Source organism: Nodosilinea sp. FACHB-141, from assembly GCF_014696135.1.
GTDB lineage: Bacteria > Cyanobacteriota > Cyanobacteriia > Phormidesmidales > Phormidesmidaceae > Nodosilinea.
This window is the reverse complement of record NZ_JACJPP010000013.1, coordinates 193,273-217,387: the sequence shown is the minus strand read 5'-3', so window position 1 is coordinate 217,387 and position 24,115 is coordinate 193,273. Positions and strand designations below refer to the sequence as shown.

General features: G+C 57.8%; 18 protein-coding genes. 11 read left to right on the top strand and 7 right to left on the bottom strand.

What is annotated here, in order from left to right:
• Positions 1 to 12 precede the first annotated feature (12 nt).
• From carB to H6F59_RS14770, 6 genes are all read left to right on the top strand, one after another.
• Entirely contained in the window at positions 13 to 3,282 is a 3,270-nt protein-coding gene (gene carB, locus H6F59_RS14795) for a carbamoyl-phosphate synthase large subunit (RefSeq protein ID WP_190701374.1), read from the top strand.
• 495 nt (positions 3,283 to 3,777) lie between these two features.
• Positions 3,778 to 4,212, top strand: coding sequence for a GFA family protein (locus H6F59_RS14790; RefSeq protein WP_190701359.1), 435 nt, complete (start codon positions 3,778 to 3,780; stop codon positions 4,210 to 4,212).
• Positions 4,213 to 4,358: 146 nt separating this feature from the next.
• The gene (locus H6F59_RS14785) at positions 4,359 to 4,517 is read left to right on the top strand and encodes a hypothetical protein (protein ID WP_190701356.1); all 159 of its coding nucleotides are present in this window, start codon (positions 4,359 to 4,361) and stop codon (positions 4,515 to 4,517) included.
• A gap of 201 nt (positions 4,518 to 4,718) precedes the next feature.
• Complete coding sequence (gene groL / locus H6F59_RS14780; RefSeq protein WP_190701353.1) at positions 4,719 to 6,401, top strand: chaperonin GroEL; 1,683 nt, start codon at positions 4,719 to 4,721, stop codon at positions 6,399 to 6,401.
• 97 nt (positions 6,402 to 6,498) lie between these two features.
• Positions 6,499 to 7,743, top strand: a complete 1,245-nt coding sequence (corA, locus tag H6F59_RS14775) for a magnesium/cobalt transporter CorA (RefSeq protein WP_190701350.1) — start codon at positions 6,499 to 6,501, stop codon at positions 7,741 to 7,743.
• A 123-nt stretch (positions 7,744 to 7,866) separates the two neighbouring features.
• Positions 7,867 to 8,379, top strand: a complete 513-nt coding sequence (locus H6F59_RS14770) for an adenine phosphoribosyltransferase (RefSeq protein ID WP_190702121.1) — start codon at positions 7,867 to 7,869, stop codon at positions 8,377 to 8,379.
• A gap of 106 nt (positions 8,380 to 8,485) precedes the next feature.
• Here the strand turns inward: H6F59_RS14770 and H6F59_RS14765 are convergent, their stop codons facing one another.
• On the bottom strand, positions 8,486 to 9,247 hold the full coding sequence (locus tag H6F59_RS14765; RefSeq protein WP_190701346.1) for a PrsW family intramembrane metalloprotease: 762 nt from the start codon (positions 9,245 to 9,247) through the stop codon (positions 8,486 to 8,488).
• Positions 9,248 to 9,441: 194 nt separating this feature from the next.
• Between H6F59_RS14765 and crtL the strand changes: the two genes are divergently transcribed.
• The 4 genes from crtL (at position 9,442) to cax (ending at position 14,402) form a co-directional block, all read left to right on the top strand.
• Positions 9,442 to 10,671 (top strand): lycopene beta cyclase, encoded by a 1,230-nt coding sequence (gene crtL, locus H6F59_RS14760; RefSeq protein ID WP_190701343.1) that lies wholly within the window; start codon positions 9,442 to 9,444, stop codon positions 10,669 to 10,671.
• A gap of 212 nt (positions 10,672 to 10,883) precedes the next feature.
• Positions 10,884 to 12,347 (top strand): type IV pilus twitching motility protein PilT, encoded by a 1,464-nt coding sequence (locus tag H6F59_RS14755; protein WP_242021481.1) that lies wholly within the window; start codon positions 10,884 to 10,886, stop codon positions 12,345 to 12,347.
• The gene (locus H6F59_RS27350) at positions 12,340 to 13,101 is read left to right on the top strand and encodes a circadian clock KaiB family protein (protein ID WP_190701337.1); all 762 of its coding nucleotides are present in this window, start codon (positions 12,340 to 12,342) and stop codon (positions 13,099 to 13,101) included. Before H6F59_RS14755 ends, H6F59_RS27350 begins: the two co-directional genes overlap by 8 nt.
• A 209-nt stretch (positions 13,102 to 13,310) precedes the next feature.
• Complete coding sequence (gene cax, locus H6F59_RS14745) at positions 13,311 to 14,402, top strand: calcium/proton exchanger (protein ID WP_190701335.1); 1,092 nt, start codon at positions 13,311 to 13,313, stop codon at positions 14,400 to 14,402.
• An 88-nt stretch (positions 14,403 to 14,490) separates the two neighbouring features.
• Here cax and H6F59_RS14740 read toward each other — a convergent pair whose 3' ends face one another.
• A complete protein-coding gene (locus tag H6F59_RS14740) occupies positions 14,491 to 15,924 on the bottom strand; it encodes a hypothetical protein (RefSeq protein ID WP_190701331.1) in 1,434 nt (477 codons plus the stop codon).
• A gap of 282 nt (positions 15,925 to 16,206) precedes the next feature.
• Between H6F59_RS14740 and H6F59_RS14735 the strand changes: the two genes are divergently transcribed.
• On the top strand, positions 16,207 to 18,591 hold the full coding sequence (locus H6F59_RS14735; RefSeq protein WP_199325796.1) for a TIM-barrel domain-containing protein: 2,385 nt from the start codon (positions 16,207 to 16,209) through the stop codon (positions 18,589 to 18,591).
• Between the two features lie 54 nt (positions 18,592 to 18,645).
• On the opposite strand, the gene H6F59_RS14730 is transcribed toward H6F59_RS14735, so the two are convergent.
• The 5 genes from H6F59_RS14730 to gyrA all read right to left on the bottom strand — a co-directional run bounded on the left by H6F59_RS14730 (position 18,646) and on the right by gyrA (position 23,836).
• A complete protein-coding gene (locus H6F59_RS14730; RefSeq protein WP_190701323.1) occupies positions 18,646 to 19,155 on the bottom strand; it encodes a hypothetical protein in 510 nt (169 codons plus the stop codon).
• A 72-nt stretch (positions 19,156 to 19,227) separates the two neighbouring features.
• A complete protein-coding gene (locus H6F59_RS14725; RefSeq protein WP_190701320.1) occupies positions 19,228 to 20,529 on the bottom strand; it encodes an ATP-binding cassette domain-containing protein in 1,302 nt (433 codons plus the stop codon).
• A gap of 39 nt (positions 20,530 to 20,568) precedes the next feature.
• Complete coding sequence (locus H6F59_RS14720; RefSeq protein ID WP_190701315.1) at positions 20,569 to 21,003, bottom strand: PIN domain-containing protein; 435 nt, start codon at positions 21,001 to 21,003, stop codon at positions 20,569 to 20,571.
• On the bottom strand, positions 20,987 to 21,208 hold the full coding sequence (locus tag H6F59_RS14715) for a hypothetical protein (protein WP_190701312.1): 222 nt from the start codon (positions 21,206 to 21,208) through the stop codon (positions 20,987 to 20,989). Before H6F59_RS14715 ends, H6F59_RS14720 begins: the two co-directional genes overlap by 17 nt.
• A gap of 93 nt (positions 21,209 to 21,301) precedes the next feature.
• On the bottom strand, positions 21,302 to 23,836 hold the full coding sequence (gyrA, locus tag H6F59_RS14710; protein WP_190701307.1) for a DNA gyrase subunit A: 2,535 nt from the start codon (positions 23,834 to 23,836) through the stop codon (positions 21,302 to 21,304).
• Positions 23,837 to 24,115 lie beyond the last annotated feature (279 nt).

Sequence of the window (24,115 nt, the reverse complement as noted above, 5' to 3'; positions counted from 1 at the left end):
CCCGTGCAGCCTATGCCCCGCCGTGATGACATCAAAAAGATTCTGCTGATCGGCTCTGGCCCGATTGTCATTGGTCAGGCCTGCGAGTTCGACTACTCTGGCACCCAGGCCTGCAAAGCGCTGCGGGAAGAGGGCTACGAGGTGGTGCTGATCAACTCCAACCCGGCGACGATTATGACCGACCCGGAGACGGCAAACCGCACATACATTGAGCCGCTGACTCCCGAAATCGTGGAGCGGGTGATCGAGCGGGAGCACCCCGACGTCATGCTGCCCACCATGGGCGGCCAGACGGCGCTGAATCTAGCGGTGACTCTAGCCAAAACCGGCGTGCTAGAGCGCCACGGCGTCGAGCTGATTGGGGCCAAGCTCGAAGCCATTGAAATGGCGGAGGATCGCAAGCTATTTAAAGAAGCGATGGCGCGCATAGAGGTGCCCGTGTGCCCGTCAGGCTTGGCCGAGACCATGGATGAGGCCAAGCAGATTGCCAAGCAAATCGGCACATTTCCGCTGATTATTCGCCCGGCCTACACCATGGGTGGCACCGGCGGTGGCATCGCCTACAACCAGGAGGAGTTTGAAACTATTTCGCGATCGGGTCTCGACGCCAGCCCGGTGTCGCAGATTCTCGTCGAGCAGTCGCTGCTGGGCTGGAAGGAGTACGAGCTGGAGGTGATGCGCGACCTGGCCGACAACGTAGTGATCATCTGCTCGATCGAAAACCTCGACCCCATGGGCGTGCACACCGGCGACTCGATCACCGTAGCTCCCGCCCAAACCCTGACCGACAAGGAATACCAGCGCCTGCGCGATGCCTCGGTCAAAATCATCCGCGAGATTGGCGTGGAGACCGGCGGCTCAAACATTCAGTTTGCGGTCAACCCCGACAACGGTGATTTCATCGTCATTGAGATGAATCCTCGGGTGTCGCGCAGCTCGGCGTTGGCCTCCAAGGCGACGGGCTTCCCGATCGCAAAATTTGCCGCCAAGCTGGCGGTGGGCTACACCCTCAACGAAATTTCCAACGACATCACCAAGAAGACCCCGGCTAGCTTTGAGCCCACCATCGACTATGTGGTGACCAAAATTCCCCGGTTTGCCTTTGAGAAATTCCCTGGCACCACCTCGACGCTGACCACCCAGATGAAGTCGGTGGGCGAGGCAATGGCGATCGGCCGCACCTTCCAGGAGTCGTTCCAGAAAGCGCTGCGATCGCTGGAGACTGGCCGGGCGGGCTGGGGCTGCGATCGCGCCGAAAAGCTGCCCAGCCTCAACGAAATTCGCCCCAAGCTGCGCACCCCCAACCCCGATCGTATCTTTGATCTGCGCCACGCCATGCAGCTGGGCCTGACGGTCAACGATATCTTCGACCTCACCGCCATTGACCCTTGGTTTCTCAACCAGCTAGCCGGCCTGTTGCAGACGGAAAAGTTTCTCAAGCGCACTCCCCTGACAGAGCTGAGCTATGAGCAGATGCGGGCGGTCAAGCGCCAGGGCTTTAGCGATCGCCAGATCGCCTACGCCACCGGCACCCACGAAGACGCCGTGCGTGACTACCGCAAGGGGCTGGGCGTGATTCCGGTGTACAAAACCGTCGATACCTGCGCGGCTGAGTTTGAGGCCTTTACCCCCTACTACTACTCCACCTACGAAGACGAGACCGAGGTGCTGCCCAGCGATCGCCCCAAGGTGATGATTCTCGGCGGCGGCCCCAACCGCATCGGCCAGGGCATCGAGTTTGACTACTGCTGCTGCCACGCGTCGTTTGCCCTGCGCGACGACGGCTACGAGACGATCATGGTCAACTCCAACCCCGAGACGGTCTCGACCGACTACGACACCAGCGATCGCCTCTACTTTGAGCCCCTGACTAAAGAGGATGTGCTCAATATCATCGAAGCCGAAAACCCCATCGGCATCATCATTCAGTTTGGTGGCCAAACCCCCCTCAAGCTCGCCGTCCCCCTCCAGCAATATCTCGCCTTCCTGCCCGCTGCCGACCTCTCGGCTAATCCCCCCATCCATCCCCCCACCAAAATCTGGGGCACCTCCCCCGACTCCATCGACACCGCCGAAGATCGCGAACGCTTTGAGGCCATTCTGCGCGAACTCGACATTCAGCAGCCCCCTAACGGTATGGCCCGCAGCTACCAAGATGCCCTCAAGGTCGCCCAGCAGATCGACTATCCCGTAGTGGTGCGCCCCAGCTACGTGCTCGGTGGCCGCGCTATGGAAATTGTCTACTCCGACACCGATCTGGAGCGCTACATGACCTACGCGGTGCATGTGGAGCCCGACCATCCAATCTTGATCGACAAGTTTTTGGAGAATGCGATTGAGGTAGATGTGGATGCGATCGCCGACCATACCGGTCAGGTCGTCATCGGCGGCATTATGGAGCACATTGAGCAGGCGGGCATTCACTCCGGCGACTCGGCCTGCTCCCTTCCCACCATGACCCTGCCCGACGCTGCCCTCGCCACCATCCGCGACTGGACGGTAAAGCTGGCCAAGCGCCTCAAGGTGATCGGCCTGATGAACATTCAGTTTGCAGTCAAAGGCGACCAGGTCTACATCATCGAGGCCAACCCCCGCGCCTCGCGCACAGTGCCTTTTGTGTCGAAGGCGATCGGCCATCCCCTGGCTAAGATTGCGGTGCGGGTGATGTCGGGCAAAACCCTGACCGATTTAGGCTTTACCGAAGAGGTAATTCCCCAACACATCTCCGTTAAAGAAGCGGTGCTGCCCTTCGATAAGTTTGCGGGCACCGACGCCCTGCTCGGCCCCGAAATGCGCTCTACAGGAGAAGTCATGGGCATCGACGCCGACTTCGGCAAAGCCTTCGCTAAAGCCGAACTAGGGGCCAACCAAAAGCTGCCCCTCGCTGGCACCGTTTTTATCTCCATGAACGATCGCGACAAAGCCGCCGTCATCCCTGTTGCCAAGGAACTGGCCGACATGGGCCTCAACCTGATCGCTACCTCCGGCACCCGCGCCGCCCTTATGGATGAGGGGCTCACCGTAAACCTCATTCTCAAAGTCCACGAAGGCCGCCCCAATGTTGAAGACGCAATCAAAAACAACGAAATTCAGCTGATTATTAACACCCCAGCCGGCAGTACTGCCCAGGAGGACGATCGCTCAATTCGCCGCACAGCTTTGGCCTACAAGGTACCGATCATCACCACAATTGCGGGAGCCAAGGCGACTGCCTCGGCCATCCAATCCCTGCAACAACACCCCCTCCAGGTGAAGTCCCTCCAGGAGTATGTGGGGATGTAGATTGGTTGCGTAACAGGCTCGACTCTTTGAGAATAACAACGCGGAGATAGCATAAATAGATGCTGGACAATTCCTGATTTCAAGGGATTGTCCAGCAAAGGCGAGGAATAATACCAAAAAGCCCCATGCTCAACTTCCAAATGCGCTGAATAATTCCTAAATCTTGCGGACTGATTCGGCAAGTATAATGGTCGGTTTCTTAGATTTGGATATTCTCTTGTAGATCTGCTGAATTATATTAAATATCAGGGCTCTCAACCCGGCGTATCTGCTATTTAATACATAGTTAGATAGCTTGAGCGATGGGTAAGAGCAGGAATCGAAAAGTTATTCGCCAGTACAAAAAACAATTTCTTAAGGATTGCTGATGGAGGCGTCCTTGGACTATCCACAATCAATTCTTTTGAGCTATTTGGGGTTGAATAAGATACAGAAGACTATGTATGTTCTTCAAGTTTAAAGAGCCTTCGTGAGTAGAAAGATGAGGCGGATTTTATGTCAACAAGTTTTACTGGCGGCTGTATGTGCGGAGCGATCCGTTACGAATGTTCGGCAAAACCTATCGCAATGGGATTATGTCACTGCCGGGATTGTCAGCGAGCGACAGGAAGCGCATTTGCTGCGGCGTTGATGGTACCTCGCAATACTGTAACTATTTTGGGAGAAGTCAAATATTATGAGGTGATAGGCGATAGCGGCAACCCGATTAGTCGTGGCTTCTGTGCTCATTGTGGTTCCCGATTATTTGGTTCACGTGCGAATGCTGATTTTATTAGTATTCAAGCAGGGAGCTTAGACGATCCAAGTTGGTTTAAGCCTCAGGTAGACCTTTATGTTTCGAGTGCTCAACCGTGGGATCACTTGAATCCAGATTTGATAAAATTCGCTAAATCTCTGCCACCTAACAATTCAAATGCATCAGACGTTTGAAAACTTTTGATGTTGAGTTTGAGGTCGTCGATCGCCGCTTTTCTCAACACATATTGCAAGAAGATTTATGCAGTAGTCGCCGTCTTTGATCCTAAATGTTTTAATTTTTGCCCTGATATCTAGCATATATTGCTTAAGGAATTGCCATGCACCCACTTGCTCGCCTGGTAATTGATGTGCGAAAAGGGTTAGGCGATCGCACCGGGGCTGTTATGCTGCCCCAGGCCGAGGCCAACATTGCTAAACTGCTAGACGAGTGGTGCGATCGCCGCCTAACCCATCATTCACATCCGTCCTTCTGTTAGGCCTTGCTCGCTCTCACGTCCCAAAGCGCTCGGCAAAACCCACAAGAAATTTCCCCATTTTAGGAAAAACGGCACCCTCCGCCGTAGAGGATCGGTTATTGCGACTTACCGACCGTCTCCTGCAGCGGTACTCTAGCGAGGTTAGCACTCTGACATAGTGAGTGCTAAGTTTGTCTCTGGAGAGCTGAAAGACAGGACGACATGGCAAAAAGAATTTCCTTTGATGAGGCTTCGCGGCAGGCCCTCGAAAAAGGCGTCAACGCCTTAGCCGACGCCGTTAAAATCACCCTCGGCCCCAGGGGGCGCAACGTCGTACTTGAGAAAAAGTACGGGGCACCACAGATTGTCAACGACGGCATCACCATTGCCAAAGAGATCGAACTAGAAGACGCTTTTGAAAATATGGGTGCTCGCCTCATGCAAGAGGTAGCCTCTAAGACCAAAGACCTGGCGGGCGATGGCACCACCACCGCCACCGTGCTGGCCCAGGCCATGGTTAAAGAAGGTCTGAAGAACGTGGCGGCAGGCACCAACCCCGTCAGCCTGCGTCGCGGCATTGAGAAAGCCGTTGCCCTGCTGGTGAACGAAATCGCCGCCGTGGCCAAGCCCGTAGAAGGCAACGCCACTATCGCCCAGGTCGCCACTGTCTCCGCTGGCAGCGACGAAGAAATTGGCAAAATGATTGCCGAAGCCATGGATAAGGTGACCAAAGATGGCGTCATCACCGTGGAAGAATCAAAGTCTCTCTACACCGAGCTAGATGTTGTCGAGGGGATGCAGTTCGATCGCGGCTACATTTCCCCCTACTTCGTCACCGACCAAGAGCGCATGGTGACCGAGCTTGACAACGCTCGCGTGCTGATCGTCGACAAAAAAATCAGCTCTATTCAAGATCTGGTGTCGGTGCTTGAGAAGGTAGCCCGCGAGGGTGCTCCTCTGCTGATCATCGCTGAAGACATCGAAGGCGAGGCTCTGGCGACCCTGGTGGTCAACAAAGCCCGCGGCGTGCTGAATGTGGCGGCGGTGAAAGCACCGAGCTTTGGCGATCGCCGTAAGGCCATGCTTCAAGATATCGCAGTACTCACTGGCGGCCAGGTAATTTCTGAAGAAGTCGGCCTCAGCCTTGATACCGCCGACCTGTCCATGCTGGGCTTGGCTGTTAAAGCCACCATCACCAAAGACACCACCACCCTGGTGTCGGATGCGGGCAACAAAGCCGACATCGACAAGCGCATCGCTCAAATTCGTAAAGAGCTGGCCGTCACCGACTCTGACTACGACAAAGAGAAGCTCTCCGAACGCCTGGCTAAGCTAGCTGGCGGTGTCGCCGTAATCAAAGTCGGGGCCGCCACCGAAACCGAGCTCAAAGATCGCAAGCTGCGCATCGAAGATGCCCTTAGCGCCACCAAGGCTGCTGTAGAGGAAGGCATCGTCCCCGGTGGCGGTGCTACCCTGCTGCACCTGGCCCCCAAGCTGGAGTCGCTCAAAGCTTCCCTCAGCGCTGAGGAAGCCATCGGTGTAGACATTGTCATGCGGGCTGTGGAAGCGCCCCTGCGGCAAATCGCCGACAACGCTGGCCAACCCGGCTCTGTGATTGTCGAAAAGGTGAAGGCCATGAGCTTCCCCACGGGCTACAACGCACTCACGGGTGCCTACGAAGACCTGATTCAGGCGGGCATTATCGACCCAGCTAAGGTCGTGCGCTCTGGTCTGCAAGATGCGGCCTCGATCGCAGGCTTACTCCTCACCACCGAAGCCCTCGTGGTCGATATCCCTGAGCCTCCCGCTCCCGCTGGTGACCCCGGCATGGGCGGCATGGGTGGCATGGGCGGCATGGGTGGCATGGGCGGTATGGGTGGCATGGGCGGCATGGGCATGATGTAGTCTGCCCCCAGTCATCTCTGAATAAATGCTTAACCCATAGGGGCACAGTTACGGCTGTGCCCCTATGCTTTATGTGGAATCGTTGAGAGTCAGAGCCATGTCGCGCCGCACACCAAACCCAGGGGGCCACCCATCCTCCTCGCCGGGCCAAGCTAATCAGGCACGGGTCGAGCGAGTTGACGCAGAGGCGTTGAGGGCGGCGGCTGTTAACACCCTCAACGCCTCGCCCCGCGAGGGCAGAAAGAAACTGATTGACTTCAACTATTCGACCCCCGGTACGCTCCCGGGCACGCTGAATATTCCTGACGATGCCCTGCCCACAGAGCTGCATTTGATGGACTATGGCCCCGACACCCTGCGTACCGCTACCATCGACCACCCGGTTGAGTGCGAGGCTCTTGGTAAACCCGAAACTGTCACCTGGCTCGATGCCCGCGGGTTGGGTAGCGAAGACATCCTGCGGCAAATCAGTCAGACCTTTGGCCTCCACCCCCTGATACTCGAAGACATTGTCAATGTGCCTCACCGTCCCAAAATCGACTTTTACGACGACAAAATTCTGATCATCATGCAGATGGTGCAGCCCAAAAGAACCGGTTCTGGGGTGGGCAGTGAGCAGGTGAGCTTTGTCATGGGCAATGGCTTTCTAGTCACGTTTCAGGAAGAGCCAAATTGGGACTCGTTTAACCCGGTGCGCGATCGCATCCGGCGGGGTACCGGCACCATTCGCACCCAGGGGGCCGACTACCTGGCCTATGCCCTGATGGATACCATCGTTGATAGCTTCTTCCCGGTGCTAGAGGTAATTGGCGAAACCCTTGAAGATCTTGAAGAAGAAGTGGTTGCCAACCCCACCAATGCCACCATCAAAAAAATTCACCGCATGCGCCGGGCGCTAATGAAGCTGCGTCGATACATCTGGCCCCAGCGCAGCGTCATCAACGGCCTGATTCGCGACAGCGACGATCTCATCAGCCAGGAAGTGCGCGTCTACCTGCAAGACGTCTACGACCACATTGTGCAAGTCGTCGACATCATCGAAAACTATCGCGAAATCGCCTCCAGCCTGATGGATGTCTACCTCTCCTCCATCAACAATCGCATGAACGAAGTGATGAAGCTGTTAACGGTGATCTCCTCCATTTTCATTCCCCTCACCTTTATTGCCGGCGTTTACGGCATGAACTTCGACACCGAAAAATCACCCCTGAACATGCCTGAGCTGGGGTGGTACTGGGGCTACATCATTTGTCTCTCAGTGATGGCCGTGATTGCCGTGCTGCAAATCTACTTCTTCTGGAAACGCGGCTGGTTCGACAACTTCTCCACAACAAGGCGATAGAAAAACGACCATGTTAGGGGATGAAACCTTTGCCATCTTCCTCAGCTTCACCATCTCCCCTATCTTCCTCACCGCCCAATGCCCCACGGTGATACCATGGCAACGGCTTTTACCTGCACCCCGATGGATCTCAGAGCCCACATCCGCGACGTTCCCGACTTCCCCAAGCCCGGCATTCTCTTCCGCGACATCACGCCGCTGTTAGGTGACCCCACCGCGCTGCAATACAGCATCGACTTGTTTGCCGAGCAGGTGGAGGATTATCGCCCCGACTACATTGCGGGCATTGAGTCGCGGGGGTTTATCTTTGGCATGCCCTTGGCCTACAAGCTAGGAGTGGGGTTTGCCCCAGTGCGCAAGCCCGGCAAGCTCCCTGCTGCGGTGCACACGGCCAGCTACGCGCTGGAATACGGCAGCGACACCCTCGAACTGCACCAAGATGCTTTTCCAGCGGGTAGTCGGGTGCTAATTATTGACGATTTGATTGCCACAGGGGGCACGGCCGCCGCCGCCGCCAAGCTAGTTGAGCAAACCGGCTGCACCCTTGCCGGGTATGGCTTTGTAATTGAGCTAGTGGGTCTAGAAGGCCGCACCAAGCTCCCCGACGTGCCGGTCACTGTCCTATTGCAGTACTGATTCGAGATGAGGGGAAGGGTAGAGGTCTGTCTCAATGCAGCAGTAGATCGGCCCTCACTCAGGGGCAAGGGCAGACGCCGCTGGCCCTTGCCGTTTGTTCACCCTGTCATGCCCTGGAGCTGTCTTGAGTTTTAGGAGTCAGGGCTAGGGCGTAGCGTAGGCAGCGCATCACCACAAACCACAGCACCGCAATCACTAGCACTAGGCCCACCCGGTTGAGCCACCAGCTCGTCTCCAGCGCCAGGGCATTAAAGGCAGCGTGGGACAGTATGGCCGCCACCAGGCCGTTGCGAACCAGCCCACTACCCTGCCCACTGGGCGCAAATTTTGCCATCCCCAGGGCATAGCCCCACAGCGACGACCACAGGGCATGACCAGGAGCGCTCAGCAGTCCCCGCAGGGCAAACATGCTGAGCACGGCGGGCCAGGCGGCGGTCAAGGCATTTCCCGGTACGCCTAGCCGCGCTACAGCGAAGTAGGCGTAGAGCATGGAGCCAATCACCTCTAGGGTGGCAAATCCCAAGCCGGCAGCGGCGGCAAAAATAATCCCGTCCACAGGTTCGTCAAATTCAGGATGGTTGTAGACGCCCGCTTTCACCACCCAAAACTTAATCAGCTCCGCCACAATTGGTACCACTACCACCGCCATTAGCCAGGCCGGTAGGGGAACAAACTGCCGCACCAAAAATACTGGAATAAACGCCAGAATTCCTAAGCCAAAAATTCTGAGCACCAGCCCTCGCGGCTCTGGGTTGAGCTTGTCGCGAGTGTAGAAAAACCACAGCAAAAACGCCAAAGGGGCCAAGGCTAGGGCCACTATGCCCACCACCGTAGCCAGTACGTTGGGATCGCTTGCAAGATTTGCCATGGCCACAATATTCGGTAAATCGCCTCTGAATGATACATCGCCCGGCTGCGGGCGGGGGAGATTAGAGTTAGGGAGCATTCGAAGCGTCTATCTACTGCCGCCCGCACCCTCCCCCCCTTAACCTCGATCTGCCCAATAACGACCGCAATCTTTGTAAGATAGGGGTTCACAGCAAACGAGGTTGCAAGCAGTTCATGCAGGATGTGTTGGTCATTGGCGCGGGGCCGGCGGGGCTGTCGCTAGTGGCAGCCCTAGCAGAGTCAGGGCTGGCGGTGCAGGGGTTGGCCCTAGGCGATCCGGCGCACCCCTGGCCCAACACCTATGGCATCTGGGTTGATGAACTCGAAGATGTGGGTTTGGTGCCGTTTCTAGAGCATCGCTGGAAGGACTGCGTGATGTACGTCAACAGCGGCCCTGTGCCCCTGCACCGCGAGTATGGGTTGCTGAGCAACGATCGCCTGCAATCCCACTGGCTGGGCCAGGCTGAGCAGCACCGGGTCACCTGGCATCGGGATAAAGCCGTTCACATCGAGCACAGGCCTACCCATACCCAAGTGACTACCGCAGCGGGTGAAATGCTTACTGCCCGGTTGGTGGTCGATGCTACGGGGCACCAGACGGCGCTAGTGCAGCGTCCGGAGGCTCCGGAACTGGCGTTTCAGGCGGCCTATGGCGTTGTGGGGCGGTTCTCTAAGCCGCCTACCGACCCCCAGCAGATGGTGCTGATGGACTTCCGCGATGACTACCTTACGCCAGCCCAGCGTCAGGAACCGCCTACGTTTCTCTATGCGATGGATTTAGGCGATGGAGTGTACTTTGTAGAAGAAACCTCGCTGGCTCACCACCCTGCGATCTCGATGGAGACGCTTGAGCGGCGCCTTCACCAGCGTTTAGGCCACTGGGGCATTGAGATTAAAGAAACACACCATGTGGAGCGGTGCCTGTTTCCGATGAACCAGCCGCTGCCCGATTTTACTCAGCGAGTGGTGGGCTTTGGCGGGGCCGCTAGCATGGTACATCCGGCGTCGGGCTATATGGTGGGGGCACTGCTGCGTCGGGGGCCGGGGCTGGCTGGGGCGATCGCATCTGCCCTCAGCTCATCCCAAACTACCCCTGACCAAGCGGCCTACCAGGCTTGGCAAGCCCTCTGGCCCGCCGAGCGTGTGCGCAAGCACTACCTCTATCTCTTCGGCCTCGAAAATTTGATGGCCTTTGACGCGCCGCAGCTGCATCAGTTTTTTAATGCTTTCTTTAACCTATCCACCGATGATTGGGCCGGGTTTTTGACCGACAATCTCTCGTTGCCCGAGGTGGTGCAGGCCATGCTGGGGCTATTTGGCCGTGCGCCTAACCCAGTGCGCTGGGGGCTGATGCGATCGGTATTTAGCCACGGCCACCTGCTAGGGCGCACGCTGATGAGCTAATTGGGCACAGGTTGTATACTCAGGGGTTATAGCCAGCCCATTAAATCCTGCGACTGTTGTTAGACTGTCGTGGCATTGCCAGAGGTAACGGACTAGCTAAGTTCTGCACCCAATGTGGGCAACCTGACTGTATTCCACGGGCATGCGGGCTGCCCTGCCCCGGCCCAGCTGTTGTACCTGTCGCTGTCGAGTCCATCATGGAGAACCCTTTCATGGCTGAGTTACCCAACGCCCCCGGGGCCCAACCTGCACCACCGCCACCGCCCAGACCTCCCCAGACGGCGGCCCAGGCCCAAGCCTCAGCTCAAGCTCGAGCCCAGGCTGCTGCGCGTGCCGCAGGTCAAGCGGCAGCCCAGGCAGCGGCAGCGGGTCACGCTCCAGCGGCCCACCAGGCTCCGGTTGGTCAGGCTCCAGCAGCGCGTCAGGCTCCAGCAGCGCATCAGCCCCCAGCCCCAGCCGCTCCAGCAGCACATCAGCCTCCGGTCGGTCAAGCTCCAGTAGCGCATCAGCCCTCAGCTCCGGCCGCTCAAGCTGCGCCTGCCCCAGGGCAAGCCCGCCACCGTCCGCCTTCGCCGCCACCCATGCCTAAGGCAGCAGAAACCCTCAAGGTGGGCAGCGGGCTGACCCTAGAGAAAATTGTGCGCGAGGCCTTCGATAAGGGCTTCTCAGACATTCACATGGGCGTGGGGGAAGTGCCACGATTCCGCGATCGCGGCGATATCGCAACTACCGAGTATCCCGTCACCGACGAAGCCACCTTCTACGCCTGGCTGGAAGAAATCCTCAAGCCCGAAGAGATTCAAGAGTTTCGCCAAACTCTTGACTTTGACGGAGCTGCCCAGTACGACTTCACCCGCATCCGGATCAACATCTTTGACTCCCTGCGCGGCCCTGCTATGGTGCTGCGTCTGATTCCGGTGAAAATTCTCACCCTCGACCAGCTAGGCTTCTCGCCGATCTTTCGCGATGTGTGCCATTACCACAAGGGGCTGGTGCTGGTGACTGGGCCTACGGGTTCGGGTAAGTCGACCACCATGGCGGCGATGATTGACTACGTCAACACCGAGATGCCCAAAAACATCATCACCATCGAAGACCCGGTGGAATTTGTGCACACCAGCCGGCGATCGCTGATCAAACAGCGAGAAGTGGGCATGCACACCCAAAAATTCGACAACGCCCTCAAAGCCTCCCTGCGGGAAGACCCAGACATCATTCTGGTGGGTGAAATGCGGGACAAAGAAACTGTCAACACTGCCCTGAAAGCAGCTCAGACCGGTCACCTCGTGATGGGTACCCTGCACACCAACAGCGCCGTTAAGACCGTAGAGCGGATTCTCAACCTATACGAGCCTGAGCAGCAGGCCCCGGTGCGGGTCTCCCTAGCGGAGTCGTTGGTGGCGGTGATTGCCCAAGGTCTCTGCCGCACCACCGACGGCAAGCGGGCCGCCTTCCACGACATTTTGATCAACACCGATGCCATCAAAGACTACATTCTGCGGGGCCAACTCGACGAAGTCGAAGCGCTGATTCCCAAATGTACCTTCGACGGTATGTGCACCATGAACCAGTCGCTCTACGCCCTTTACGAGTCAGGGCGGATCACCGAAGAGACCGCGCTGGAAATGTCGCCCAAGCAAAACGAGATGGCCCAAATGCTGCGCGGCCGTGTCTAATGGCGCTGCGGTTGGTGCAGTCGCCTCTAGCTTTAAAGGTATTGCCCTCTTTACTCCAGGGGGCGACTGCGTCTACTGCATCGATGAGCAAAAGCGGGCCCACTGGCACATCGACCTCTGTGCGGCTTTACAAACCCACCTGGAGCTGCCGGAGCCGCCCTACTTTTTGCTGCCCTGCTTTACCGCCACCGTAGATCGCTGGGTTAACTCCGCTACTCAAGCCCCTGTGACCGTGGCCGAGGCTTACCCCCGAGTCCTACGGTTTCAACCCCTGCTCAACGCGTTGTTTAGCCTAGGGGAATTGCAGTGGCAGCCCAACTACACCAGCGCTGAAGAATGTTCGGTAGCGCTGATCGAGTCGTACCAATCCACCTTTCCCGAACTATGGGAATGCCACGATTTGGTGATGCGCGTCGAGCAGGCGATCGCTGTCCCTACTCCCACTACACCGCTGCTGGAAATACCGCTAGCGGTTGACCCGCTGCCCCAAGCGCACTGCTTCAAGCTGTTTGTCAGGGCTACCGACACGGCTGTCACCGAAAAAATGCTGCGGTTTTTGTACACCACGCTAGAGTCAACCCTGCCTGGTGCCTACACCCTTCAGGTAATTGACGTCACCACTCACCCTGACGAAGCCGAGGCCGCTAATATCACGGCGACCCCAACCCTGATTCAGGTTTCTCCAGAACCCGTACGGCGGGTAGTGGGCAATGTACTTAGCCAAGAGCAGATGATGCAACTGCTGGCGGGGTAGCCGAGCGGCACAAGTTGGTTCGGCGACTGCGGTGCTCGAGAAGCGTATGCGCTTAGGCCATTTCTGTGAGAGCGTTACGGGTGCTTTGCTGGTGGAATTTGCTAAGGTGATTGCGCAGAACAGCCTCTCAACCGAGAATGGGCAGAAAAATGCTGCATGGGTGAAGTATTGTCTCTTCCTGGCCCACCTATTCCTTTAACTGGTTATTTATGTCGATAAAAAACATTGTCTCCCTGGGCCTGCTGCTCTTTATTCCGATCTCGATCGCAGCAGAGCGGCTAGAGTGGGGTGCCCTAACTATATTTGTGCTGTCGGCGCTGGCCATTGTGCCCCTGGCGATTTGGCTGAGCACCGCTACCGAAGAGCTAGCGGTGGTGACCGGACCGACCATTGGTGGGTTGATCAATGCCGTCTTTGGTAACGCTACCGAGCTGATTATTGCCCTGGTCGCCCTCAAGGCGGGGCTAATCGACATTGTCAAAGCCAGCATTACCGGGTCGATTTTGGCCAACCTGCTGCTGGTGTTGGGGCTGTCGATGTTCTTTGGCGGGCTGCGCTACAAAGAGCAGGAGTTTAACCAAAACGTGGCGGGCATTAACGGCAGCACCATGGCCCTGGCGGTGACAGCGATCGTGCTGCCGGCCATGGTGATCAACACCTCAAATATTGTGGAGCCGACTGCCATTAGCCGCCTGTCGCTGACCGTGGCGGTGGTGATGATTGTGGTCTATGGGCTAACGCTGCTGTTTTCTCTGAAGACTCATAGCTACCTCTACGACGTGGGCGTAAGCGACCAAGAGGGCGCTCACGGTGAGGGTGGGCACGGCGAGGCTGAGAAGCCTAATCTAGTGCTCTGGATTGGCGTGCTGCTGGCCGCTACGATTGGCGTGGCCGTTGAGTCGGAAATTTTTGTGGGAGCGGTGGAAGAAACTGCCAATAGCCTCGGGCTGACCGACCTGTTTACTGGAGTGATTTTGCTGCCTCTGGTGGGCGGTGCGGCAGAATATGTCACCGCTGTGCGGATGGCGGTGAAGAACAACATGGATCTGTCGGTGTCGATCGCCATGGGGTCGAGCCTGCTGGTGGCACTGCTGGTAGCCCCCGTTTTGGTGATCATCGGCTACTTTATTGGCCAGCCTATGGATTTGAACTTTGGCCCCTTTGAGGCGATCGCCGTTGTCATCGCCGTCGCCGTCGTCAACCTAATCAGCCAGGATGGCAAATCGAACTGGCTGGAAGGAGTGCTGCTGCTCTCCACCTTCGCCATTCTCGGAGCCTCATTTTTCTTCCACCCGGTGTAGGGCACCTAGAATAACCAACGCCTGATGGGGCGAGTTGGGTAACAAGCCACAGTGATTTTCACTGCGCCCTAAGCGATGCGGCGAAGGGCTAGCTCAACCAATCTACGGCATAGCGATCGCCTCGTTGCTCCAAAAATTCTCCAAGCTGGTGCAGGGTTAGCGGCTCAGGTATGGGGAATTGCCCTGGCATCTGCTTCAGGTCTAGGTAGTGCTGAATGATCGAGGCATTGTCTCGCGGAAAGCGCTGCTCTTTGACGCCCAAAAACTCGCCTCGGCGGTGGGCCTGAGACAAAATTTCCGATCGCCACTGCTCAATCGGAGCAATCCCCAGCGAGTTGATGCCATTGGAAAACAGGGTGAGATAGATATCGTTGTAGGGTTCGGTGGTTTGCAAATAGTCCTTGAGCAACCCCAGGGAAGTTTGGTCGTTAAACACCGTCCAGTAGGGCACCAGACCCAGGCGCATACATAGCCAGGGGTGCAGGTAGACAAACGACTCGGCCAGCAGGCGATCGCTGGGCACACCCAGCTGGTCGTACCACCAGCGATGCAGGTCGGCCACCAACGGACTGAGGGATTGGGGATCGTCAAACATAATCCGCTGTACCTTGAAGCCGTTCTCCTCGGCAAAGGCGATCGCATCTTCGCGCAGAGCCGGCTCAAAGCCCCATTCTGCCTCGGGCCAGTCGCCGTCAGAGGGGGGGCTGTGCCAGTGGCTATGCTCAGACCCCTGCTGCTTAAGAAATTCTGCTACCCGAGGGCTACCCTCGACATATTCTGCGCGATGGATGCCGCCCTTGCCGCCCACCTGAAAGAAATGGCGATCGCTGACCTGGGTGGCCGGCCACTTGTACTGACATTCCACCAAAAACAGGGTGCCCCCTGGCATCAAGTTTTGCTGCAAAAACTGCCGATAGGCGGCCCCCAGCCGCCTGCGCTTGAGCCGAAAATAGGCCACCTGTCCCACCTTCAACCGGTCCTGGTTGGGGTCGTGCATTTGGTAGGCCGCCAGGTCGGGATTCGCCGCTAGCAAACGCTGCACTCGGTCTTTGGCCCAGGTTAAGGCCTGCTTGGGGTCATCTTTGTCGCTTGAGTGGCGAGCACAAACCAGCAGGGTTTGGGGCAGCCAGGGAATGCCCAGGGCCGCACACAGATGAGAGACCGCTCCGTTAGAGGAGCCCACCATCATCGCCGGATACTGCCGCTGGGGGTATTGGTTGACCGCCCATTGGGCCAAGGTTTCGGACCGCACTTGCTCTAGAGCCCCTGGGCTAGAGGCATCGAGCCAGCCTAACCCGGTGATGATGGCATCGTTGATTGCATTGGGCAAACTGCCGATGGCCTGAGCCAGCCCTACCGCCAGCTGAGGCACCGGACCCCCAGCTGGCAAATCCTTTCCGTTGAGATAGCTGGCCGCCGACTGTAGCCCCTGGGTGGCAGAATCCATGCCGGTCACGTACTGGGGCTTAATTCCTCGGGCAGCTAGTTGCTGATTGATAGCCAGATAGGGAGAAAAAGGCACAGCTGCTCTCAAAATAAGGCGAAGTGTTTGGCCCCATTAAATCCTAGCGGAAGGGTTATTCCCATCTAGCTGCGGGCGGAGGGGGAAGGGGGGAATAGGCTAAGGGCTAATTCTCTCTGTGGGTAGACAAATTTTTTGGGCCTTTAGGGGAAGTCGTGGCCTCAGCTTGCCCCTAGCCTGACAAAGAGGAATCACTTGGGGGCAAGCAAAAGGATGGCTGTGCTAAAACCACTCTGGCTAAGGCTGAAATTTGTGCTGCAAGCCCTGTGGTTTTTGAGGTACATGCCCTACGCGATTTGGTACTCGTGGCAGCGCGATCGCCGCGATCGCCTCTACCAAACCCCGCCAGCAACTGCCCCCACGGTCGTAGGCAAAGGACTTCATGCCACCCCCACCAAGCGGGGCGCTGAGATTGAGTTTGAGCACGCCTCCCTCGAACTCGCCTTTTTAACACCAGATTTCGTTCGCGTCACTTGGCAGCCCGGTCGGTTGCCTTTGCCCTATGGCCTAGCCGACCACCCCTGGCCCGCCGTCACCACCCAACTAGAAGAGCAGTCTCAGGGATGGGTGCTTTCTAGTTCTGAACTCACGATCAGCGTAGGTTGGGACGGCAGTTTGGCGATCGCTGATCAGACCGGCCAGATTCGCCAAGAACTCCCTCCCCAGCGTTTGGGAGAAGGGTGGCAGCAGACTACCCCCCTGCGGGACGAAGAGTGCCTCTACGGCCTGGGGGAACGGGCGGCAACCTTTAACCTGCGGCGACCCGTAGTTTCAGAGCAGAGCGGCCCAGCCCAGACCAAAACCTACCAGTTCTGGAACTACGACCCCGGCAACATCTACGAACCCGGCACCGACCCGATGTATATCTGCATTCCGGTGTACCTGGGTTTACACCGGCAAGGCAGCTATCTGGTGTTTTACGAAAACACCTTTCGGGGCGAGCTACGGCTGGGCCAGCAAGCTACCACCACATTTGAGGCCGGTGCCCTGCGCTATTACCTAGCGATCGGTGCGCCACCCCAGCTCATGCAGCGCTACACCCAGCTCACTGGTCGGGCACCCCTGCCACCCCGCTGGGCCCTGGGGTATCACCAATCCCACTGGGGCTACCGCACCGAGGCCACCCTGCGCCAGGAGGTGCAAAACTTTCAGCAACACGACCTGCCCCTCAGCGCCCTGCATGTGGATATTGACTGCCAGGTCAACCACCGCGCTTTCACCATTGACCCTCAGCGGTTCCCCAAGTTTCGGCAGTTTACGGCGGAGCTAGCGGCAAATGGCGTGCGGCTGATCGCGATCAACAATCCCGGCATTCAGCACAACCGCCACAGCAACCTGTTCTTAGAGGGGCAAATTCTCGACGCCTTCTGCACCTACGCCAACGGCGATCTGGTGGTTGCCCCCGTCTGGCCGGGGCGATCGGTCTTCCCTGACTTTACCGACCCGATTGTGCGCGACTGGTGGAGCCGCCAGTTTTCCTACCTGCTGCAGGCAGGGGTAGCCGGTTTTTGGAACGACATGAACGAACCGGCGGCCTTTGTAGCCTGGGGCGACCCCACCCTGCCCCTAGCGACCCAGCACAAGCTAGAGGGGCGCGGCGGCGACCACCGCGAAGCCCACAACGTCTACGGCATGCTTGAAACCCGTGCCGCCTTCGAAAGCCTGCGAAGCCATCGACCCCACATTCGTCCCTTCGTAGTGACGCGATCGGGCTGGGCAGGGCTGCAGCGCTACGCCTGGACCTGGACTGGTGATATCGTCTCGACCTGGGAGGCGCTACGTCAGACCGTAGCCACCGTTTTGGGTCTGGGGCTGTCGGGGGTAGCCTATTGCGGCCCTGACATTGGCGGGTTTTTGGGAAATCCGGGGCCTGAACTGTACCTGCGCTGGTTTCAAATGGCCACCTTTATGGTCTTTTACCGCACCCACAGCGCCGTCAGCGTGGGGCATCGCGCCCCTTGGACCTACGGCGAACCCTGCCTCAGCATTGCGCGCCGTTTTTTGCAGCTCCGTCAGCAGCTAATGCCCTACTTCTATACCCTGGTGTGGGAGACCGCTGAACAGGGACATCCCCCTGTGCGCCCGCTGTTCTGGCTGAACCCGGCCGATGAAAATCTGTGGAACCGAGAGGATGCCTTTTGTCTGGGGGACGCGCTGCTGGTGTGTCCAGTGATGACCCAGGGAGAGCGCTGCCGCCAAGTTGCCCTCCCCCCCGGCGATTGGTACAGCTTTTGGGATGACACGCTATGGCAGGGCGGGCAAACCGTCGAGCTACCGACCCCGCTGGAGCAAATTCCTCTGCTGGTAAGGGGGGGCAGCATTTTGCCCCTGGCTGAAGGTAAAGACCTGACCCTGCACCTCTACCCGCCGGCCTTAGGCTCTGATGTGGAGTGGGAAAGCCAGGGCCAGCTCTACAGCGACGCCGGGGAAGGCTACGGCGACTCGCGATTAGACCAGTGGCACCTCAGCCAGCAGGGGCAGACCTTAACCCTCACCTGGCGATCGCAGGGAGACTACGAGTTTCCCTATAAGCGAGTAAACCTGCACCTGCATGGGCCAACCCTGGAGCAAGCCTGGGTGGATGGTCAAAAGGTAGCGGTGGCAGGGCAAATGCTATCCAGTGCAGTCTTTAAGCAGATCAATCTAAAGGTGCGGCAGGATGAATGATTAGGTGGAGGTAGCTGGGTCGATTGGCAAGCTTTTGGGGCGCTCGCTCCCCCCTTAGTTCCCCATGTATGACTCGCCCGTTAGCGATAGCACAAACAGCAGCCCCATCCACAGCAGCAGCAGGCCGTAAAAAATCAGCGCTAGGCTTTGCAGCAACAGCTTGAGCAACACCGGGCGCAGATTTCGCCTGCGGCTCATCGCTCGCAGCAGCTCAAGGGCGGCAGCGAACACCAGAATTAGGGTGGCGATCGCGGCGATAACCCAGCTGCTATAGAGCACCGGCAGCGACCTAGCACCTAGCAAGGCGATTGCGGCGGCTACCCCTAGCAGCCCTGCCCCGATCAGCTCTGCGATCGCCAGCACTCCATTAAAATGGTTTAGACGGCTCCGGTTGAGTGTATTTTTGGCGGTTAGGGCACCTTGCGCACCGGGGAGAGCCAACAGCACCAAGGTTCGAAGCGGGTGCGCCCAGGGAGCCTGCACTATGACAAAAGCCACAACCATAGTGCCGATCAGCGTCAGCCCTGAGAGCAGCTGGGTTTTACCAGAACGGGGTTTACGCAAGGTGCTTTCCCTTATTGGCGCGGCTTGTAGCCGCAGAGATCTGCTGTTGCAGATCTCTGCGGCTACAAAAGGTTAGCAGCTCCAAAGGGAGGCGTCACTCTCTGGGTCAAAAAGGTGGACTTTTTCGGAGGCGATCGCTAGCCACACCTCATCGCCAATTCGCACCACCTCGTCGGGGGGAATTTTGGCTAGCAGCGTTAGATCCTTGGTTCGCACCGTCAGGTAGGTTTCGCTGCCCAGGGCTTCCATGTGGGTGACATGACCGCGAATATTCTTAGGTGCGGGTAGGGCCAAACTGAGGTGCTCAGGGCGAATGCCTAGCAGTGCTTCGCGGTTGTCGTAGGGCAGCAGGCGATCGTCCCAACTGCTGGGTAGCGATAGGCGAAATTCGGGATGCACCAGCAAAAATGGAGCCTGCACCTGCACCGGAATGACGTTCATTGGCGGCGAGCCAATAAAGCCAGCCACAAAGCGATTGGCGGGGCGGTTGTACAGCTCTAGCGGAGTGGCCACCTGCTGAATTTGACCCAGATTCATCACAGCGATGCGGTGGCCCATGGTCATGGCCTCCACCTGGTCGTGGGTGACGTAGATGGTAGTAATGCCGAGCTGCCGCTGCAACTTCACAATCTGGGCGCGGGTTTCCATCCGCAGTTTGGCATCCAGGTTTGACAGGGGCTCATCCATCAAAAACACCTGGGGATTTCGAGCCATGGCCCGACCCAATGCCACTCGCTGCTTTTGCCCGCCCGAGAGCTGCCGGGGCTGACGGTTGAGCAGCAGGTCAATTTGCAGCATCTTGGCCACGGCCCGCACCCGTTCGTCGATCAGGCGCTCGGCCTCAGAGACATAGCGTAGGCTAGGAGGTAGCCGGCGCGTAATTGAGACTAAGGGCTTCTCCCACCAGCGGCTTTCGGTGAGCAAGCGCTCTAGCTCCTGGTTGGCGGGGGAGTCGCTGAGGGGTACAGGTTTTTCTTCCAGTTCTGGTAGGGATTTGCTCAGGTCGGCCCCCATGCGGCGCAGGCCAAAGGCGAGGTTGTCGTAGACCGTCAGGTGGGGGTAGAGGGCATAGCTCTGGAACACCATGGCGGTGTCGCGCAGCTTGGGGGGCAGGTCGTTGACTTTGCGATCGCCCACCCAAATGCTGCCCCCCGTAATCGCCTCCAGCCCCGAGATCAGCCGCAGCAGAGTGCTTTTGCCGCAGCCCGAGGGGCCAACCAGCACCATGAACTCGCCATCCTCAACGGTAAGGTTGATGCGCTTGAGCACCGCCGCTGCATCTGGTTCGGCATCTGGCTCAGTAGCCTCTGCCCCGTGGGATTGGCGAGACTTAGGAAAGGTTTTGTAAACGTTTTCGATTGCGACTTGGGCCACGGCAGGTTGGGCGATAGAAATAAGGATCTACAGATAAATTTAGAGGAAGGGGTTGGTAATCGTAAGTTGATCGAAAACCCTGAGATTGTTTTGCATATCCTCCGAGTAGAGGGTAGATACATTGGCTGTTAAAGCGGCAGCAACAATCAGCCCATCCCAAAAAGAAAGACTGTAGCGGTCACGGGTCTCAGATGCAAGGGTCAGCAGAGCCTGATCAGGTGCAATTACTCGACAGCCATTGTAAAAGTCCTGAATCAAGCTTTGAACTTGAGATTCATTAAATTGTGCTTTTTTGATGAGATTGACGCAAACCTCGTTAACTACCTGAATGCTGATAACAACCCCTGAAGCATCAATTAAGTCATGAGAAACTTGAGCCTTATGAAGATCTTCTGAGGTAGAGTGACGGTTTTTCAGCAGGGCGTACAGCCAGATATTTGAGTCTAGGCAGTAGGTTTTAGCGGTTGCGGTCATGCACTTCCTCGCGGCTGAGGGGCACGAAATCATCGACTACGATAGGATTTTTAAGCAATTTTGCAATCAAGCCTGTCTTCGCCGTGTTGAATTGAGTCGAAATCGTCACTTCGACCTGGTCAGTACCGCTTAGAGCTTGTTTGTATTCTGCAGGAATCTCTATCATCCCATCTTTGATCGGTGCTTTGAACGTGATGAATGACATCGGCGTCCCTCAGTTGAAGTTGAGTAGAGCGTCATTTAACACAAGCCAGGTATTGCCTAGAACCAACGCTTACTCTACGAAACTATCCTAGCTTTATTCTGATACCGCCCCGTTGTTAGCATCTGGATCAAGCACAGTTACACGAATGACCTGGGTAATGGTTTCGCCTTTGCTGGGTTTGACGATGCGATCGCTCTCCCCAGTCCTTCCCTGGCGAGGCACCGATTCGATGGGGATGACGGCGGTGCGATCGGCGCTGGTAAACACCGTAACGGCTTCCTTGGGTACTGCGGGCAGCAGCGCCATCAGGCTATCGGTCTTGAGGCTAAATTGGAACGACTGAGTGCCAATGTCGCCGCGCTTGGCGACCCGCAAACCTTCTACTGGCAACCGCTTGGCATAACCCGCCGCCGACACCAGCAGCAGGCAATCCTTGCTCGACTGCACGGCCACACAGCCGGTCAGAGTTTCCTGCTTGCCCATGCGAATACCCTGGGGCCCCTGAGCTGCCCGGCCCATGACTTGTAGGTTGTCATCGTCGATCGGGAAGCGCAACAGTCTGCCACCGGTCGTTCCCAGGACTAGGTCGTCGCCTGGCTCGGCCAGGGTGACGTAGGCCAGCTCGTCGCCGTCTTTTACTTTGATGGCGGTGAGGCCGCGCCCGGTGAGATTGGTGAATTCTTTGAGCGGGGCGCGCTTGATTTTGCCCTTGCGGGTGACGAGAATCAGGTCGTGCTCTAGCAAATCGTCGCGAAGCACCAACCGAGCCACGATCGCATCGGCGGCAGATGGCACCGAACCCGGCAGCAGCTGCACCAGGGGCGCTCCCTTGCCCTGACGCGGGTTGGCAGGGACAGCCTCGACGGCAACGGTGAAGGCCCGACCATCGCGGGTGAGGGTTAGCACCTCGTGGGTCGTGAGGGCTGCTTCAACCTGCACCACCGGGTCGTCGTCTACCTCGTGGAGCTTGGCGCTGGTATCAACCTCTAGTCGGGCCTGCCGCCGCTGGTAGGATTTTTGGGAAAACCGCCGCACATAGCCCTTTTGGGTAAACTCCACGACCGTCGCTTCTTCGACGGTTTCGGCAATGATGTCTCCGACCTGCTGCGATTCTTCTGCCCGTTCAGCGTCGGTTTGAATGCGGGTGCGGCGGGGGTCATTAAATCTCTTTTTGAGCGCCTTCAGCTCTTTTTTCATCGCCTTGAGCAGCTCTTTGCGATCGCTCAGCAGCCGGGTGAGATCGTCGCGGCGCTGGCTGAGTTCGGCAAAATCGTTCTCTAGGCCCTGGCGCTCCATGCCGGTGAGCTTGCGCAGGGGCATGGCCAAAATCGCATCCGACTGGCGCTCGCTGAGGTCAAACTGCTGCTGGAAAATCTGCTTGGCGGTGGTGCCGTCGGCGGCGTTGCGCAAAATGTCGATGATCGCATCAAGGTTGTTGAGCGCGGTGAGCAGCCCCTCGGTGATGTGCAGCTTAGCTTCGGTTTTTTCGAGCTGGTGCTGGTAGTGGCGGGTGAGGGTGGTTTCACGAAAGTCGAGAAACGCCTGCATCACGTCGCGCAGGGGCATCTGGCGGGGCTGACCGTTGTCGAGGGCCAGCATAATTACGCCAAAGTTGGTTTGCAGCGGCGTGGTGCGGTAGAGGTCTTGCAGCACCCGGTGGGCGGGGGTATCGCGCTTGAGTTCGATCACGACCCGCATGCCGTCGCGATCGCTCTCATCGCGAATATCCGCAATTCCCTCCAGCCGCCCCGCGTTCACCAGCTGGGCAATTTTCTCAATCCACCCCGCCTTATTCACCTGGTAGGGCAGCTCGGTAACGATGATCGCGTTGCGCCGCTGCCGCCCCCGACCTGGATGCACTTCTTCAAACTGGCAAATGCCGCGAATCGGGATGCTGCCTCGCCCGGTGCGGTAGGCGTCGAGAATGCCCTCGGTGCCGATGATCTCGCCCCCGGTCGGGAAGTCGGGACCAGGGATAAGGCGAAACAGCTCGTCGTCGGAGAGGGTGGGCCGATCGATCATCGCCACCAGGCCGTCGATCACCTCGCCCATGTTGTGGGGCGGAATGTTGGTGGCCATGCCCACGGCAATGCCCGAAGAACCGTTCAGCAGCAGGTTGGGCAGCTGGGTGGGCAGCACCACCGGCTCCTGCTGGGAGCTGTCAAAGTTGTCGCTAAAGTCGACCAGGGCTTCGCTGATATCGGTCAGCATGCCCTCGTTGCTGATCGGCGACAGGCGCGTCTCGGTATAGCGCATGGCCGCCGGGGGGTCGTTGTCGACTGAGCCAAAGTTGCCGTGGCCATCCAGCAATGGGTAGCGGCTGGAGAACGTCTGCACCATACGCACCAAAGCCTCGTACACCGCCTGGTCGCCGTGGGGGTGATATTTGCCCAGCACGTCGCCGACGACGCGGGCGCACTTGCGGTAGGGGCGATCGGGGGTCAACCCCAGCTCGTGCATAGCGTAAAGAATGCGGCGGTGCACCGGCTTGAGGCCATCGCGCACGTCGGGCAGCGCCCGGCCCACAATCACGCTCATGGCGTATTCCAGGTACGACCGCTGCACCTCGGTGTGGAGCGAGGTAGGCACAATTTGCCCAGAGGCAAGAATGTCGAGTTGGTCGGCCATGGGCGGGGGTCCTGGATTGAGACTAAAGGGGAACGGGGTAGGCGGGATAGACCGAGCCGTAGCTGAGTTTAGCCATAGCCTAGGCCCAAATCGGCATTTCGAGGCCTAACGCACGGTCTAAATTTAATCGGCCTTGATAAATCGGCGTTAACAATGCTGTAACTTATAGGCAAGCTTGTGGGTATGGCAAGCGTTTAGGCAATTTAGTCTACCCGCCATGGGGCACTTGCCTAGAAAAGCTTACCCAGGAGCGCCAGGGCTGTCGCTGTCTAGATAGAG